This window comes from Streptomyces sp. NRRL F-525 (genome assembly GCF_000716605.1).
GTDB lineage: Bacteria > Actinomycetota > Actinomycetes > Streptomycetales > Streptomycetaceae > Streptomyces.
The window spans coordinates 71,644-85,633 of record NZ_JNXE01000007.1 but is presented as its reverse complement, the minus strand read 5'-3'; the positions used below and the strand labels follow the sequence as shown (position 1 = coordinate 85,633).

Genomic DNA, 13,990 nt, shown 5'->3' with positions numbered 1-13,990 from the left:
ATCACTTGACCATGTCCTTCAGCGCGCGCTCGCGTGCCGTCCTCGCCTCTGTCGGAACCCTTGGCCTGGCGCTGGCCGCCGCCGTGTCGCCCGCCAGCGCGGCCGACGCGACCCCCGTCACACCGGCCCAACTGTTCAACGGCTACCAGAGCTGCTCGACCGATTCGGACCGGCCCACCTACGTCTGGGCCGGCAACGGCCTGACCGTCGAGGGCATTCCGGAGACCACCGACACGACCAGCAACTCCCTGGTGACCGTGCAGTACCAGGTCTGGCCGGTCGCCGACCCGACGCACACCACGACGGTCTCCCGCCCCTACTCCCTCCCCGGATCCGAGGCCGCCGCCAACCTGCCCGCCGACGCGCTCCCCGACGGGCAGACCTACGCGTGGCGGGCACAGACCGTGGCCGGGGACGCGGCATCGGACTGGTCCGCCCCCTGCTACATCGCGATCGACAACACGCGTCCGGCGGACACTCCCGGCATCACCTCGTCCAACTACCCGCAGGGCGCGCGGAGTCCGGGCGGAAGTCCGGTCGAGTTCACGCTGAACGCCAACGGCGACGAGGACGTCACCGGGTTCGAGTACTCCTGGCAGCAGGACCTCCCGATCGCCGGTTACGCGAACATCGGCGAGCACGGAGTCCCGCAGTTCGTCGACCCGTACGACGACCCGAGATACTTCACCCGCACCGACGCCCCGGGCGGCTCGGCCACGATCAGCCTGCTCCCGCCGAGCGGCTCCTCAGGTCCGATGACCCTGTGGGTGCGCGGCCTCGACCGGGCCTACAACGGATCGGCGATCACCGGCTACTCCTTCTTCCTCAACTCCACGGCGCCCACCGCCACCCCGGCCGTCGCGTCGCCCGCGTTCGACAAACCGACCACCTTCACGTTCCAGCCCGACGCGGGCCTCCAGTCGACGAGTCCGGTCGTCAGCTACTCCGTGGAGTTCATCGGCGGACAGGGCGCCGACAGGACCGTCGACGTCACGGCGAGGCCGGACGGCACAGCGAGCACCAAGCTCACGCTGGACGGCATCTACGGCGAGTCCCTCCGGGTGAGCAGCAGGAGCGCCAACGGCTGGGTCAGCGACGCCACTTTCTGGGGCATCACCTACGACACCACGCCCACCGTCGCCTCGGACGTCTACCCCGAGAACGCCTCCGGCGGCGGCGCCGGCGTCCCCGGCACCTTCACGCTCAGCCCGAAGGTGAAGGGCGTCGCGAGCTACACGTACTCCGTCAACGGGGACCCGGAGGTCACGGTCGCCGCGGGCGCGCACCACACCGCGAGCGCCGGCTGGACCCCGACCGAGGCCGGCGACTACAACCTCACGGTCTACGCGACGACCCGCTCCGGCATCCAGCTGGCGCCGTACTACTACTCCTTCACCGTGAGCTGAACCGCGTCACGGTCACGCCCGATCCCCGGTGCGGTTTTTCGTTTCCTCCGGCGCATGATTCATTTCCGGCAGGGCACTCGGTCGCCTGGAGGTCGATACCTATGTTTCCCCTGATCCTTGTTCTTCTCCTGGCACTGCTTCTTTTCGGTGCGGGATTCGCCATCAAAATCCTTTGGTGGGTCGCAATCGTCGTTCTCGTCCTGTGGCTGCTGGGATTCGTCGCCCGTTCGACGGGTTCCGGCGGTACTCGAGGACGTTGGTACCGCTGGTAGGAGATAAATCACCGATCTCGAAATTCGCCCACTATAAAGCGAGGTTTACATGGCGGACAACATGTGGGACTACCAGGCCGAGTCGAACCACCGGACCGGTACGGATCTGACCGGATTCAAGGTCGAGGCGAGTGACGGCTCGATCGGCAAGGTGGACAAGCACTCCGAGGACGTCGGGGCCATGTACATCGTCGTCGACACCGGTGTGTGGATCTTCGGCAAGCACGTGCTGCTGCCCGTCGGGACGATCGCGTCCATCGACGTGGCGGAGCGCACGATCCACGTGGGCCGTACGAAGGAAGAGATCAAGAACTCCCCGGAGTTCGACAAGGACAAGCACCCCGGTGACGCCGGGTACCACGAGCGGGTCGGCGGCTACTACGGGAATCCCCGCGCCTGATCGGCATTCCGCGGTTTGACAGGGTGGTGGGCACCGGCATTTCCGCGGTGCCCACCACCCTGTCGTGCTGCCCCCGTAGACTGCCGGGGCGGTGACCGCCGTCCTCCTTGTCACCGCGCTCCGTGGACACGTCCTGGCCCGGGCCCGACAAGGAACGAGGTGGCGGCGCGATGAGTACGGCCACCGACGGCGCACCGTTCGTGCATCCCGCGCTGTTCTACCGGGGCGAGGAGCAGTACACGGCCGGTACGGTGCCGTTCGTGCGGGCGGGGCTGGCCGCCGGAGAGGCCGTCGCGGTCGCCGTTCCCGGCCCCCACCTCGAACTCATCAGGGCCGGACTCGGATCGGGCGCCGACGGCGTGCGGTTCCTCGACATGACCGAGGTCGGGCGCAACCCGGGGCGGATCATCCCAGGAGTGCTGCGGGCCTTCGCCGACGCCCACGACGGCGGCGGCCGGGTGCGGATCATCGGGGAGCCGATCTGGCCCGGCCGCACCGCCCTCGAGTACCCGGCGTGCGTGCAGCACGAGGCGCTGATCAACTCCGCGTTCCGGGACCGTGAGGTGACGATCCTCTGTCCGTACGACGCGGACCGGCTGGAGCCCGACGTGCTCGCCGACGCCCGCGCCACCCATCCGGTCGTCATCGACGAGGGCGCCCAACTGCCCAGCTCCGCCTACGATCCGCAGCGCGTGATCGCCCGTTACAACGAGCCGCTCCCCCACCCGCCGGGCGCCGCGTCCATCGTGTTCGACGCGGGAGAGCTCCCGAAGTCCCGTTATTTCGCGGTCCAGGAGGCCGAGCGGCTGGGCCTGGCGGGCATGCGGCTGCAGGATCTGACGCTGGCCGTCGCGGAGCTGACCACCAACAGCGTGCTGCACGGCGGTGGTTCGGGGACGCTGCGGATCTGGGCCGAGGACGAGCGGATCGTCTGCGAGGTGCACGACCACGGCCGGCTGACGGATCCGATGGCCGGGCGACGGCCGCCGTCACGTGACCAACCCGGCGGACGGGGGCTGCTGTTGGTGCACTACGTCGCCGATCTCGTCCGCGTCCATACGGCCGCGGACGGCACGACCATCCGTTTCTACCTGGCCCGTTGACGCTTCAGCGGCGGTTCGCCGGAGGCGTCCAGGCCGCTTCGGCGTCCTGGGCGGTGGCGTGGGCCGGGAAGACCTGGTCGAGGCCGACCATGTGGAAGATGCGGCTGATGTGCGCGGGGACCGCGGCCAGCGCGATGGCCGCCCGGGCGGCGAGGGCGTGGTTGCGGGCCGCGAGCAGGGCGGTGATGCCGCTGGAGTCGCAGAACGTGACGCCGGTCAGGTCGACGACGAGCTGCTGGCCGTCCTGGAGCGCCAACTCGGGCAGGAGTTCCCGCACTTGGGTGTAGCTGTCGTAGTCGAGCTCTCCGGTGAGTTCGACGACAGGTCCCGCGGGCGTGGTCCGGGTGCGGATGGCGAGTTGGGTCACGGCTGCTCTTCGCTGGTGGGTCGGGGCACGTTGATGGCGAGGACGGCGGTGTCGTCGTCGACGCCGGTACCGAAGGTGTCGAGCAGGGCGCGGATCGCGGCGACGGCGTCGGACGCGGTGGTGGGTGCCAGGGCGCGGGCGAAGTCGAGGAGGGCCTCGTCCCCGTAGCGGTCCGCGTCCCTGGTGTGGGCCGGGCGGGCTTCGGTGAGCCCGTCCGTGTGGAGCAGCAGGGTGTCGCCGGCCGCCAAGTGGACGGTGGCGGTGGCGATATGGGCGTCGGGCAGCACGCCGATGAGCTGTCCGCCGGGGGTGTCCAGATGGTCGGCGCTGCCGTCGGCGCGCAGGAGCAGGGCGGGCGGGTGGCCGCCGCTGGCCAGGGTGATGCGGAAGCCGCCGCGGTCGCCCTCGGGGGTGAGCAGCCCGAACACGACGGTGCAGAACCGCGGGTCGTGGCCGTTGTACTCGTGGTTGAGGACGGTGTTGAGGTTGCCCAGGACGGCGACCGGGTCGGGGTCGTAGACGGCGGCGGCGCGCAGCGTGTAGCGGGCCAGCGAGGTGACGGCCGCCGCCGCGGCGCCCTTGCCGCAGACGTCCCCGAGGAACAGCCCCCAGGTCCCGGCGGAGAGGGGGAAGAGGTCGTAGAAGTCGCCGCCGACCATGTCGGTGGAGGCCACGTGGTAGTGCGCGGCCACGTCAAGTCCCGGCACATTCACCAGAGTTGGGGGCAGCAATGTCTGCTGGAGGGTGGCGTTGAGGCGCTTGAGTTCCTCGCGTTCGAGCTCCGCCTCCTTGCGGGCGCGCAGCAGTTCCGTCTCGTAGGCGCGGCGGTCGCGGGCGTCGAAGACGGTGGTGCGGATCAGCAGCGGCTGGCCGTCGCCGCCGGTCTTGACGGTGGAGGTCACCAGCACGGGCAGCCGGCTGCCGTCGGTCGCCTTGAGTTCGAGGGCGATTCCGCTGACCTCGCCCTGCATGCGCAGCAGCGGGCCGAAGTGGGTCTCGTGGTAGAGCCGGCCGCCCACGGTCAGCAGGTCGGAGAAGGTCCTGCGGCCCACCAGGTCGCCGTGGTCGTAGCCAAGCCAGTCGAGCAGTGTCGTGTTGATCTTCGCGATGGTGCCGTCCAGCAGCGTGGAGAGGTAGCCGCACGGCGCGTGTTCGTACAGGTCCTCGGCGCTGTCCTCCAGGAGCGCGGAGAACGCCGCGTGGTCGTCACCGGGCTGCTTGCCGGGCGGGTTCCCCTGGGGTCTCTCGGACGGCCGGTGATCGCCGTTCTCGCCGTCGCCGCTCGCGCCCATCAGCGCAGGGCCTCGACGAAGTCGGTGATCGCCGCGGCCGTTTCCTCCGGTGCGGCGAGCTGCGGGCAGTGCCCGGTCGCGTTCAGGGTGACCAGCCGGCTGCCCGGGATCCGGTCCTGCACGAAGGCTCCGACCTCCGGGGGCGCGATCGCGTCGACGGAGCACTGCGCGACCAGCGTGGGCACGGTCACCTTGGCGAGGTCCTCGCGGTTGTCGGAGAGGAACGTGACGCGGGCGAAGACACGGGCGATGCCGGGATCGGCGCGGCAGAAGCTGTTGGTCAACTCCTCGCCCAGTTCCGGGCGTTCGGGGTTGCCCATGATCACCGGCGCCATGGCGCCCGACCAGCCCAGGTAGTTCGCCTCCAGCGACTCCAGCAGTTCCTCGATGTCCTCGGCGCTGAACCCGCCGCGGTAGCCGGTGGCCGGGTCGTCGATGAAGCACGGCGAGGGAGCCAGAAGCACCAGCCCGGCGAACGCCTCCGGCTCGCGCGCGGCGGCCAGGACGCCCATCATCGCGCTCACGGAGTGCCCGACGAACGTCACCGGGCCCAGCGCCAGCTCACGGCAGATCTCCAGCACGTCATCGGTGTAGCCGTCCAGCGTGGAGTAGCGCTCGCGGCTCCAGGCGGACAGATCGGAGTGTCCGGCGCCCACATGGTCGAAGAGCACCACGGTGAAGTCGCGTTCCAGGAGCGGTACCACCAGCCGCCACATGTGCTGGTCGCACCCGAAGCCGTGCGCCAGCATCACGACCGGCCCGCCGGGCCGGCCCGACACCGTCACATGGTTCCTCCTCCGCATATGCATGCGTCACATCCTCACAGACCGCTGCCTTCTCCAGCCACCGCGCCCGCCTCAGGGCTGCTTCGGCTTGCCCAGGGACCAGCCGGACACGTCCGTGAGCCGGCCGCGCCACAGAGGCAGGACGACGGTCCCGCCCCCGCCCGCGACACCGGTGGCGTCGCGCAGATGGATCCACTGCGGCAGCCGTTGCGGGCCGGGTCCCTGCCGGTCCGCGACCACCTCGTCCACCTGCTGCGGGAACCGCTCCAGCAGCTGCGCGCCGGAGCCGTCCATGCCGTGCAGGCTGCGTGCCCAGTCGGTGGTCCAGGCCTCGTGGGAGATCAGGTCGCCGTGGAGGAAAGCGCCTCCGACGGTGAGCGTGATGGGCAGGGCGGCCCCCGCGTCCTGGCCGATCAGCCGTACCAGCAACTGGAGTTGGAGGTCGGGCACGGGCTCCGTCACGATCGGTGCGGCGGGCTGGTGCAGGGGATCGTGGTCCGTGCTCGTGGTGCTCATGCGGGGTGATCCTTCCGGTGCCGCGCGAGAGGAGAACTGTCGGGCGGGCGGATCACGTGGGCAGCAGGCCGGTGCGCAGCTTGGCGAGGGTGCGGTTGAGCAGGCGGGAGATGTGCATCTGCGAGAGGTTCAGCTCGCGGCCGATCTCCGCCTGGGTCAGCTCCTGGCCGAAGCGCATCTCGATGATGACCCGCTCCCGCTCGTCGAGCTGTTGCAGCAGCGGGGCGAGCGTGTGGAGGTCCTCGAACAGCTCCAGCGCCGGATCGTCGTCGCCCATCGTGTCCGCGTACTTCGGCGCACTGTCGGACTCGTCGTCGCCGCCCGGGGTGTCGATGGACCCGGCGACATAGCCGTTCGCGGCGACCAGGCCCTCGATGATCTCGTCCTCGGTCAGCTCCAGGTGCGCGGCGAGTTCCTTCACCGTGGGCGTGCGGCCCAGCTCGGTGCCGAGGGTCTCCTTGCTCTTCGCGAGGTCGACCCGGAGTTCCTGGAGGCGCCGCGGGACGTGCACGGCCCAGGTGGTGTCGCGGAAGAACCGCTTGATCTCACCGAGGATGTAGGGGATCGCGAAGGAGGTGAACTCGACCTCGCGGGTCAGGTCGAACCGGTCGATGGCCTTGATCAGCCCGATCGTGCCGACCTGGATGACGTCCTCCATGTCACCGCTGCCCCGGTTGCGGAACCGGCGCGCCGCGAAGGCCACCAGCGAGAGGTTCATCTCGATCAGCGTGTTCCGCGCGTACTGGTACTCCTGGGTGCCCTCCTCCAGCTCCTGCAGCCGGTCGAGGAACATCCGGGACATCGCCCGCGCGTCCTTGGGAGCGACCTTGGCCCCGTCCTCGATCCACGGGAGGTCGTCCACGACATCCGGTGCTCCCGCGCGGACAGGAGCAGTTGCCTCGGGAGCCTTCACGGAGGAAGCCACGATGCCGCCTTAACTGGAGAACAGGACGAACGTCGCGTGCCCCCTTCCGGCACAACCATGTCTCCCCGGACCTCACAATTCCGCAGCCGGCCGAAAAGTCTGCCCCGCGAGGCTCCGCCGACACGGACACCGCACGTGGTTTCACACCATTTCGCGGTTTCTTCACACCACTTCATGGGTTCTACGACGACGCCCCGCACCGGGTCGTGGTGCGGGGGTCCCGGGGGTCACAGCCGGCGCCAGCGGGCCGAGGCGAAGGAGAAACCGCCGAACAGGACCAGGCCGACGGCCACGGCGACCAGCAGCCACGGCCCCGCCGGAGTGTGCGCGAAGGTGCGCAGGGTGGCGTCCATGCCCTTGGCCTGGTGCGGGTCGAAGTGGATCGCGGCCACGAGCGCGAACACGCCCACCCCGGCGAACACGACACCGCGCGCGACGCCGCCGCCCACGCCCAGGACGGTGACGACCTGCCGTACCCGGCGGCTCATCTTCCCGGTCTCCAGCTTGCGCAGGAATCGCCGCATCACCGCGCGCACCGCGAGGGTCGCGCCGACGCCGATCAGGACGCAGCCGGCGAGACCCACCAGCACCTGGCCGCCCGGGAGTTTCAGCGCCGAGGCGGTCCAGTCCTGCGACTTGGCGTCGCTGCCGGACGACCCGCCGGTCCCGGCGGCGAAGGACGCCGTACCCCAGCAGACGAAGCCGTAGAACACGGCACGGCCGGCGTTCATCAGGCGTGAACCGACCTTGTTCTTGGGCCCGTTCGCCAGCAGCGCCTCGGACGCCCGCCAGATCGCCATGCAGCCGAAGCCGACGACGAGCAGCCACAGCATCCACTTCCCGAAGGGCTGCGCCGCGACCTGTTGCAGCGCGCCCTGCCGGTCCGCCTCGCGGCCCCCGCCGCCGAACGCGATCTGCAGGGCGAGGGCGCCGACGAGGACGTACACGACACCGCGTGCGACGAATCCGGCGCGCCCTGTGACGGCGAGCGCCTGCTTGCCCTCGGCCTCTCCTGGTGCGTTGCTCCGGGCGGTCGAACTCGCCCTCCGGAGGCCCCACTTGTGCGTGTGCGACGAGGTCATGATGCCTTTCCTGGAAACACTGGACGAGCCGAGACACGGACGCGCGGTACGCGTCCCGTACTGCCGCGTGCCCCCGGAGCGCGCTTCGATGTGCGACGCGGGGGACGGCATCGGCCGATCGCCCGGCGGCGGGCCACTCGGAGCTGTTAGTTTCCTTTGCGTGATCCACTGGATCTTGTCCCCCACCCACACACCCCGCGGCGAGGCCTTCATGCCCAACTCCCCCTCCGTAGACGGCATCAGCGGACGCCACCGCAAGAGCAGAACCCTCAGTCCGGCGCTCCGCCGCGCCGCCGTCGTCGCGGTGACCGCTCCCGTCGCCGGCACGATCCTCTTCGGCGGTTCCGCCTTCGCCGCCGGGCAGACCGTCGGCACGACCACCACCGCGACACTCGACCCGGCGGAGCAGAAGATCGCGGACAACCTCGACACCCGTGTCCAGGACACCCGGTTGGGCAGCACGTTCAGCGGTGTCGTCATCGACTCCACGTCCAAAACCCCTATATGGGGCCATGACGCGACGACGGCACTGATGCCCGCGTCCAACACCAAACTCGGCACGTCCACCGCCGCGTTGACGATCCTCGGCCCCGATCACCGCTTCACCACGAAGGTCGTCTACGACAACGGCACCCTCACCCTGGTCGGCGGCGGGGACCGCACCCTGACCACCGCCGACCTCACCGCGATGGCCACAACTGCCGTGGCGGGCCTGAAGAACGCGGGCCTGACCACGGTGAAGGTGACGGTGGACGACAGCCTCTTCCCCGAACCCACCCTGGCGACCGGCTGGAACGACGGCTACTACCCCGACTCCATAGCCCCCGTACGGGCGTTGGTGGTCGACGGCCGCCATGTCACGGACACGTCCCTGGACGCCGGCCAGATCTTCGCGAAGCTCGTCGCCCGGCAGGGCGTCACCGTCACCGGGAGCGTCACCCACGCCACCGCCGGCACCGGAGCCGTCCCCGTGGCACAGCACGAGTCCGCCGCGCTGTCGACCATCGTGGAGCACATGCTCAAGGTGAGTGACAACGATATCGCCGAGACCCTGCTGCGGATGACCGCGCTGGCCGCCGGCCGCCCGGCCACCTTCGAGGACGGCACGGCGGTCGTCCGCCAGGTCCTCACCCAGTACGGCGTGTCGCTGGCCAACTTCGAGATCCACGACGGCAGCGGCCTCTCCCGCTCCAACCGCATCCCGGCCCAGACGATCGCCGACATCCTCGACCTGGCCGACGACCCCGCCAACGCCCCGACCCTGAAGTACATCGTCGACGGCCTCCCCGTCGCGGGCGAGGCGGGCTCGACGCTGGGTCCCGAGTGGGGCCGCTTCGACACGGCCGACTCCCAGTGCGCGGTCGGCAAGGTCAGCGCCAAGACGGGCACGCTCACGGGCGCGATCGCGCTGAGCGGCCTCACGAAGGCCGAGGACGGCCGCTGGAAGATCTTCTCCTTCATCGAGAACAACTCCACGGCCGCCCCGGACACCACCAAGGACGCTCTCGACGGGCTCGCGGCCACGGTCAACGGCTGCTGGGCGTAGCCGCCCGGCACAGCCCAAGCCGATCGGTTCCGGCATCGGCGGCCCATGCGGCCCCGGCGCCGGAACCATCCGATCGACGTAGCGACAAATCGATTCGCCGGGTGAACGCGGCGGCATACGACCGGCCGCGCGGGTCAGCGCGGCAATCCTGGGACGGCTGTCGGCCCGCTCGACAGCGACAGCCCTTCCAGGACTGCCCCTTCCCTGACCAAGGAGTCCCTTTGCGTTTTCGTCGTACGGTGATCAGCGCCCTCGGTTCCGCCGCCCTCGTGCTGAGCTCGCTCGGCGCGGTGGCCGCCGCGAGTCCCGCGGCGGCCAACCCCTGCGGCTTCTACGAGACCGGGTCCGACGCCTTCTACCGCCACTGCACGACCGACGGTTCGCGGGTCGTCATCAAGGTCGAGGTCGCCCGGGCGCGCGACTACGAGCGGTGCGTCGCGCGCGGTACGACCTGGCTGGGCTCCGCCCGCAAGATCCAGGGCGCCCACTACGCCGGGCGCACCTGCTGACACCGCTCGTCGTGCTGCCCGGTGGCGTCACCGCGGCGCGTCACAGCGCCGCGGTCGTCCCCTCGCCGGAGCCGCTGCCCGCGAGCCACTGGTCCCAGCCGAGGTTGAAGTCGGCGTAGCCGTTGTCGGCCGGGGCCTTGCCGCGGGGCGATCCGGTGATGGTGATGGGGTCGCCCTGCTTGACCTGGCCGTAGAACCACTCGGCGTCCGACAGGGACAGGTGGACGCAGCCGTGCGAGCCGCGGGCGCTGCCGCTGCCCGGGTTCGGGTCGCCGGTCGAGTAGTGCACGTAGGTGCCGGACTGGGTGAGGTGGATGTCCCAGGGCAGCGTCAGGTCGTAGTAGTTGGGGCTGCCCTTGTCGCAGCTGATGCCGACGCTGCAGGAGGTCATGTGGACCTTCTTCTGCTTGTCGATGACGGCCATCGTGCCGTCCCACGTCGGGTACTCGGCGCTGCCGGCGTTGATCGACAGGGTGCGCACCGCCGCGCCGTTCTTGGTCACCTTCATGGTGTGGTTGGTGACGGAGACGTCCGCGCGCACGTCGTCGCCGATCTTGAAGGTGTGCGTGTAACTGTGCACGCCGTAGCGGCCGTTGCCGTTGCTGACGCCCTTCATGTCGGCGTCGATCTTCACCGTCGTGCCGGAGGGCCAGTACGTCTTCGGGCGCCAGTCGACGCGCTTGTCGCCCATCCAGTGCCAGGCGCCGACGACCGACTGCGAGGCGCTGACCTTCATGTGCTTCTCGACCGTGGCCCGTGCCTTGGACGACACCGGGTTGGTGAAGATCACCGAGATCGGCATGGCCACGCCGACCGTGGTTCCCGTCTGCGGGGTGATCGTGTCCAGCAGCATCGGCGGGCCCAGGGGCTTCGTCGGCGACGGAGAGGCGCTCGTGCTCGGCTTGCCCGACGCCTTCGCGTCGTCCCCGCTCGCCTTGTCGCTGCCACCCCCGCCACAGGCAGTCGCCCCCACCAGCACCGCACCCGTGACGAGTGCGATCCCTATGCTGCCCTTGCGCCGTCCCACGACTTGCCCCACTCTCTAGCTCCTCGACCTCGGCCCCGACGGGCCCGACTCATTGTCAGACAGCGACAGAGGGGGCCTCAGTTGCACGCGTCGTGCAAAGCGTGTCTCAAGATTCAGTACGCACCAAGTGATCGATGACGCCGAGTGCCCGGCGCCCCCGGCCGCCGCACCCCGCCCGACCGCGATCTCTGCCGCCGCCCTGGCGTCTACCACGAAAGGGCCGAGGTATGCCGATCCCGAGCGCCGGTTCGCGTTCGCCCCCCCCCGAACCGTCGCACGCCGTAAACGATCGCCACGACGAGTCACGTCGGCACCGGGCGCACGCCGCCGGCATCGCACGCGCCCGCCCCTCCTGTCACTGAGGGAACCGCTCCGGCGGGAAGTCCGCGAGCAACGCATCCCTCTCTCCATCGAGGATCTCCGCCGCGAGCAGCCGGCCGAGCACCGGCCCAAGTGTGATGCCGCTGTGGGAGACGGCCTCGTAGTAGCCCGGCACGGACGGTACCGCTCCCACCGAGGGGAAACCGTCGGCCGGGATCGGCCGGTGCGCCACCCGTGCCTGTGCGATGCGGGAGTCGGCGAGGTCGGGAACGACGTCGCGGGCCAACTCGTGGAGGAGCAGGGCAAGTTGCGCCGGTTCCTCGCCCGTGTCGATGAGCGCGTCGGTCTCACGGCTGTGGAGGACCATCGACGCGTCTCCGTCCGGACGCATCTCGATGTGCGGCGCGTGCATGGCCCGGTGGATCGGGAGCCGCGCACAGTCGATCCGGGTGACGACGCCGGGTTCCCTGCGCATCGGCAACTGCCGTGCGACGAGCCCGGCGACATGAGAGGCGCCCGGGCCCGCCGCGTTCACGACGGTGTCCACGTCGAGGCGGCTGCCGTCGGACAGGGAGACAGTCCGGACGCTCCCGTCGGGACCGGTCCCGATGTCACGCACCTCGGTGCCGGACCGCAACTCCCCTCCTCCTGCGACGACTTGGCCGACCAGGCGGTCGACGAGGTTACGTCCGTGCACCCATGCCTCGTCGGGGTAGAGCACGACGGGAACCTCGTCGGGCAGCGCGAGAGCGGGTTCGAGCCGGCGGCGCACCTCGGCTCCCGTGGACACCTCGACCCGGTAGCCCCAACTGCCCAGCAGCTCAGCGGTTTTCAGAAACCTCGCCTCCGAAGCGGGATCGTCCGCCCAGCGCAGATGGCCGGTGGGGTACCACCAGGTGTCCGCCCCGATCGTCCCCGCGAGCTCACGGTGCGCCGCCATGCCCGCGACGTTCAGGTCGAAGTAGGACCTGCTCACTGTCTTGTTGCTGGCATTGACCCACGAGAAGGACCAGTTGGTGACGCCTTCGCCCGGTCGGGCCGCGTCGATGAGGACCACCTCGGCACCCCGCCGGGCCAGGTTCCAGCCCACGCAGGCTCCGAGGATGCCCGCGCCGACGACGGCGACCCGTCGGGGCCGCTTCCCGGACTCGCTCCTCACGAGCGCCCCTTTCCCGGATCACGGTCGAACTCAACTCCCTTACCCAGCATGCAAGATGGGGAGCAGTGAGCACTATGCACGAGGCGGTGCCGCGTACGTGCCGGTATCGATACCTTCCGTACCTACTGGCGATCACCCGGGCCCGGCACAATCCCCCGTGTGACGATCACCCAGGGCGCGCCGCCGCCCACGCGCAGCACTCCCGTCGCTCTCGCCCGGGGCATTCTGACGGGCGGGGTGATCGGCGCGTCGCTGGCCGCCTTCGTCGTCGGCTGTGTCATTGAGAGCGTGCCGCTGTGCGTGACGGGCGTGGTCCTCCCCGCGGTCTACGGTCTGCTCTTCTTCCTCGCCGGTGTGCCGAGGCGCGCCCGGGAGGCGGCGATCCCGCCCCGCACGGCACTCGCGCAGATCGAGACCCTGGAGGCCGTCGGGGGCGAGGCGACGAGCGACGTGGCGGTCCGCTTCGACGTCACGGTCGCCCCGGACGACGAAATACCGGCGTACCGCGTCGAGTTCACGCAGCACATCAACCTCGCGGACCTGCCCGACTACCGGCCGGGCGGGGTCGTCGTGGTCCAGTACCCGCCGGACCGGCTGTGGAAGGTCCGGATCGTGAAACGGCCGACACCGGAGTGGGAGGAGCGGGCGGCCGGCGCCCGCCTCGATGCGGCACCCGGTCCGGCCGTGGTGAAAGAGCCCTCCGAAGGCTGTGCCGTCGGCTTCGTCACGCTGCTCGCGCTGCTGCTCGCCGCGGCCGGTGTGATCCTGCTGTTCCGCGCCGACCTGTTCGACAAGGACACCTCCGCGCGGCCGCCCGCCTCCACCCAACCCTCCGTCTCCTCCACGTCGTCGACCACGGTCGTGTCGTCGGCGGCCGGCACGGTCTCCCTCGGCCCCGGCCGGTCGTTCCTCGACAAGGGCGAACTGCGCCGGGCCGTCGACTCGTTGACCAAGGGCAAGAACACCGGCCAGGCACTCACCGTCGTCGTACAAGACCAGCTGCTGTCGGTCGTGTTCGCCCCCACCGGCTCGCAGGCCTCGCGCTTCGACCCGGCTTCCGTCCCCTACGAACGCTTCCCCGCCCTGGTCGACGAGGCCAGATCCACCCTCGGCATCAGCTCCCCGCAGACCTGGCAGATCATCACCGAGCGCCTCACCGGTTCCTTGACCGTCCTGGTCCGGGTGACCGGCTTCGACGGCACGGCCTCACTGGAGGCGAACGGCAAGGGCGAGGTGGTACGGCGCACCCCGGCCCGCTGACAGCACGGCGGGACCTCCTC

At 70.2% G+C, this 13,990-nt stretch carries 15 protein-coding genes; 7 read left to right on the top strand and 8 right to left on the bottom strand.

The features are described 5' to 3' along the window. Positions 1–11 precede the first annotated feature (11 nt). The 4 genes from OO69_RS12720 (at position 12) to OO69_RS12710 (ending at position 3,181) form a co-directional block, all read left to right on the top strand. Positions 12–1,406, top strand: coding sequence for a hypothetical protein (locus OO69_RS12720; RefSeq protein ID WP_033280658.1), 1,395 nt, complete (start codon positions 12–14; stop codon positions 1,404–1,406). Between the two features lie 101 nt (positions 1,407–1,507). Next, positions 1,508–1,678, top strand: coding sequence for a hydrophobic protein (locus OO69_RS52950; protein WP_078652406.1), 171 nt, complete (start codon positions 1,508–1,510; stop codon positions 1,676–1,678). A gap of 49 nt (positions 1,679–1,727) precedes the next feature. After that, the gene (locus OO69_RS12715) at positions 1,728–2,078 is read left to right on the top strand and encodes a PRC-barrel domain-containing protein (protein WP_033280657.1); all 351 of its coding nucleotides are present in this window, start codon (positions 1,728–1,730) and stop codon (positions 2,076–2,078) included. Between the two features lie 170 nt (positions 2,079–2,248). Continuing rightward, positions 2,249–3,181, top strand: coding sequence for an anti-sigma factor RsbA family regulatory protein (locus OO69_RS12710; RefSeq protein WP_033280656.1), 933 nt, complete (start codon positions 2,249–2,251; stop codon positions 3,179–3,181). 4 nt (positions 3,182–3,185) lie between these two features. Here the strand turns inward: OO69_RS12710 and OO69_RS12705 are convergent, their stop codons facing one another. From OO69_RS12705 to OO69_RS12680, 6 genes are all read right to left on the bottom strand, one after another. Then, positions 3,186–3,548: an STAS domain-containing protein gene (locus OO69_RS12705; RefSeq protein WP_033280655.1), complete on the bottom strand. Its 363-nt coding sequence runs from the start codon at positions 3,546–3,548 to the stop codon at positions 3,186–3,188. Further along, entirely contained in the window at positions 3,545–4,840 is a 1,296-nt protein-coding gene (locus OO69_RS12700) for a PP2C family protein-serine/threonine phosphatase (RefSeq protein WP_033280654.1), read from the bottom strand. The genes OO69_RS12705 and OO69_RS12700 overlap by 4 nt, the downstream gene beginning before the upstream one ends. Next, on the bottom strand, positions 4,840–5,649 hold the full coding sequence (locus tag OO69_RS12695) for an alpha/beta fold hydrolase (RefSeq protein ID WP_033280653.1): 810 nt from the start codon (positions 5,647–5,649) through the stop codon (positions 4,840–4,842). The genes OO69_RS12700 and OO69_RS12695 overlap by 1 nt, the downstream gene beginning before the upstream one ends. A 48-nt stretch (positions 5,650–5,697) precedes the next feature. Continuing rightward, on the bottom strand, positions 5,698–6,141 hold the full coding sequence (locus OO69_RS12690; protein ID WP_051800966.1) for a hypothetical protein: 444 nt from the start codon (positions 6,139–6,141) through the stop codon (positions 5,698–5,700). 52 nt (positions 6,142–6,193) lie between these two features. Beyond that, complete coding sequence (locus OO69_RS12685; RefSeq protein ID WP_033280652.1) at positions 6,194–7,069, bottom strand: RNA polymerase sigma factor SigF; 876 nt, start codon at positions 7,067–7,069, stop codon at positions 6,194–6,196. A 224-nt stretch (positions 7,070–7,293) separates the two neighbouring features. Then, entirely contained in the window at positions 7,294–8,148 is an 855-nt protein-coding gene (locus OO69_RS12680) for a DUF1206 domain-containing protein (RefSeq protein WP_033280651.1), read from the bottom strand. Positions 8,149–8,359: 211 nt separating this feature from the next. On the opposite strand from OO69_RS12680, the gene dacB reads away from it, so the two are divergent. Further along, positions 8,360–9,694, top strand: coding sequence for a D-alanyl-D-alanine carboxypeptidase/D-alanyl-D-alanine-endopeptidase (gene dacB, locus OO69_RS12675; RefSeq protein WP_033280877.1), 1,335 nt, complete (start codon positions 8,360–8,362; stop codon positions 9,692–9,694). 221 nt (positions 9,695–9,915) lie between these two features. Continuing rightward, positions 9,916–10,203 carry a DUF6355 family natural product biosynthesis protein gene (locus OO69_RS12670; RefSeq protein WP_033280650.1) on the top strand — a complete coding sequence of 96 codons (288 nt, stop codon included), beginning with the start codon at positions 9,916–9,918 and terminating at the stop codon, positions 10,201–10,203. Positions 10,204–10,243: 40 nt separating this feature from the next. On the opposite strand, the gene OO69_RS12665 is transcribed toward OO69_RS12670, so the two are convergent. Together OO69_RS12665 and OO69_RS12660 are read right to left on the bottom strand one after the other, a co-directional pair. Next, positions 10,244–11,242 carry a L,D-transpeptidase gene (locus OO69_RS12665; protein WP_033280649.1) on the bottom strand — a complete coding sequence of 333 codons (999 nt, stop codon included), beginning with the start codon at positions 11,240–11,242 and terminating at the stop codon, positions 10,244–10,246. A gap of 343 nt (positions 11,243–11,585) precedes the next feature. Next, complete coding sequence (locus OO69_RS12660; RefSeq protein ID WP_078652405.1) at positions 11,586–12,710, bottom strand: NAD(P)/FAD-dependent oxidoreductase; 1,125 nt, start codon at positions 12,708–12,710, stop codon at positions 11,586–11,588. 159 nt (positions 12,711–12,869) lie between these two features. Here OO69_RS12660 and OO69_RS12655 point away from each other — a divergent pair, with 159 nt between their 5' ends. Next, entirely contained in the window at positions 12,870–13,970 is a 1,101-nt protein-coding gene (locus OO69_RS12655) for a hypothetical protein (protein WP_033280648.1), read from the top strand. Positions 13,971–13,990 lie beyond the last annotated feature (20 nt).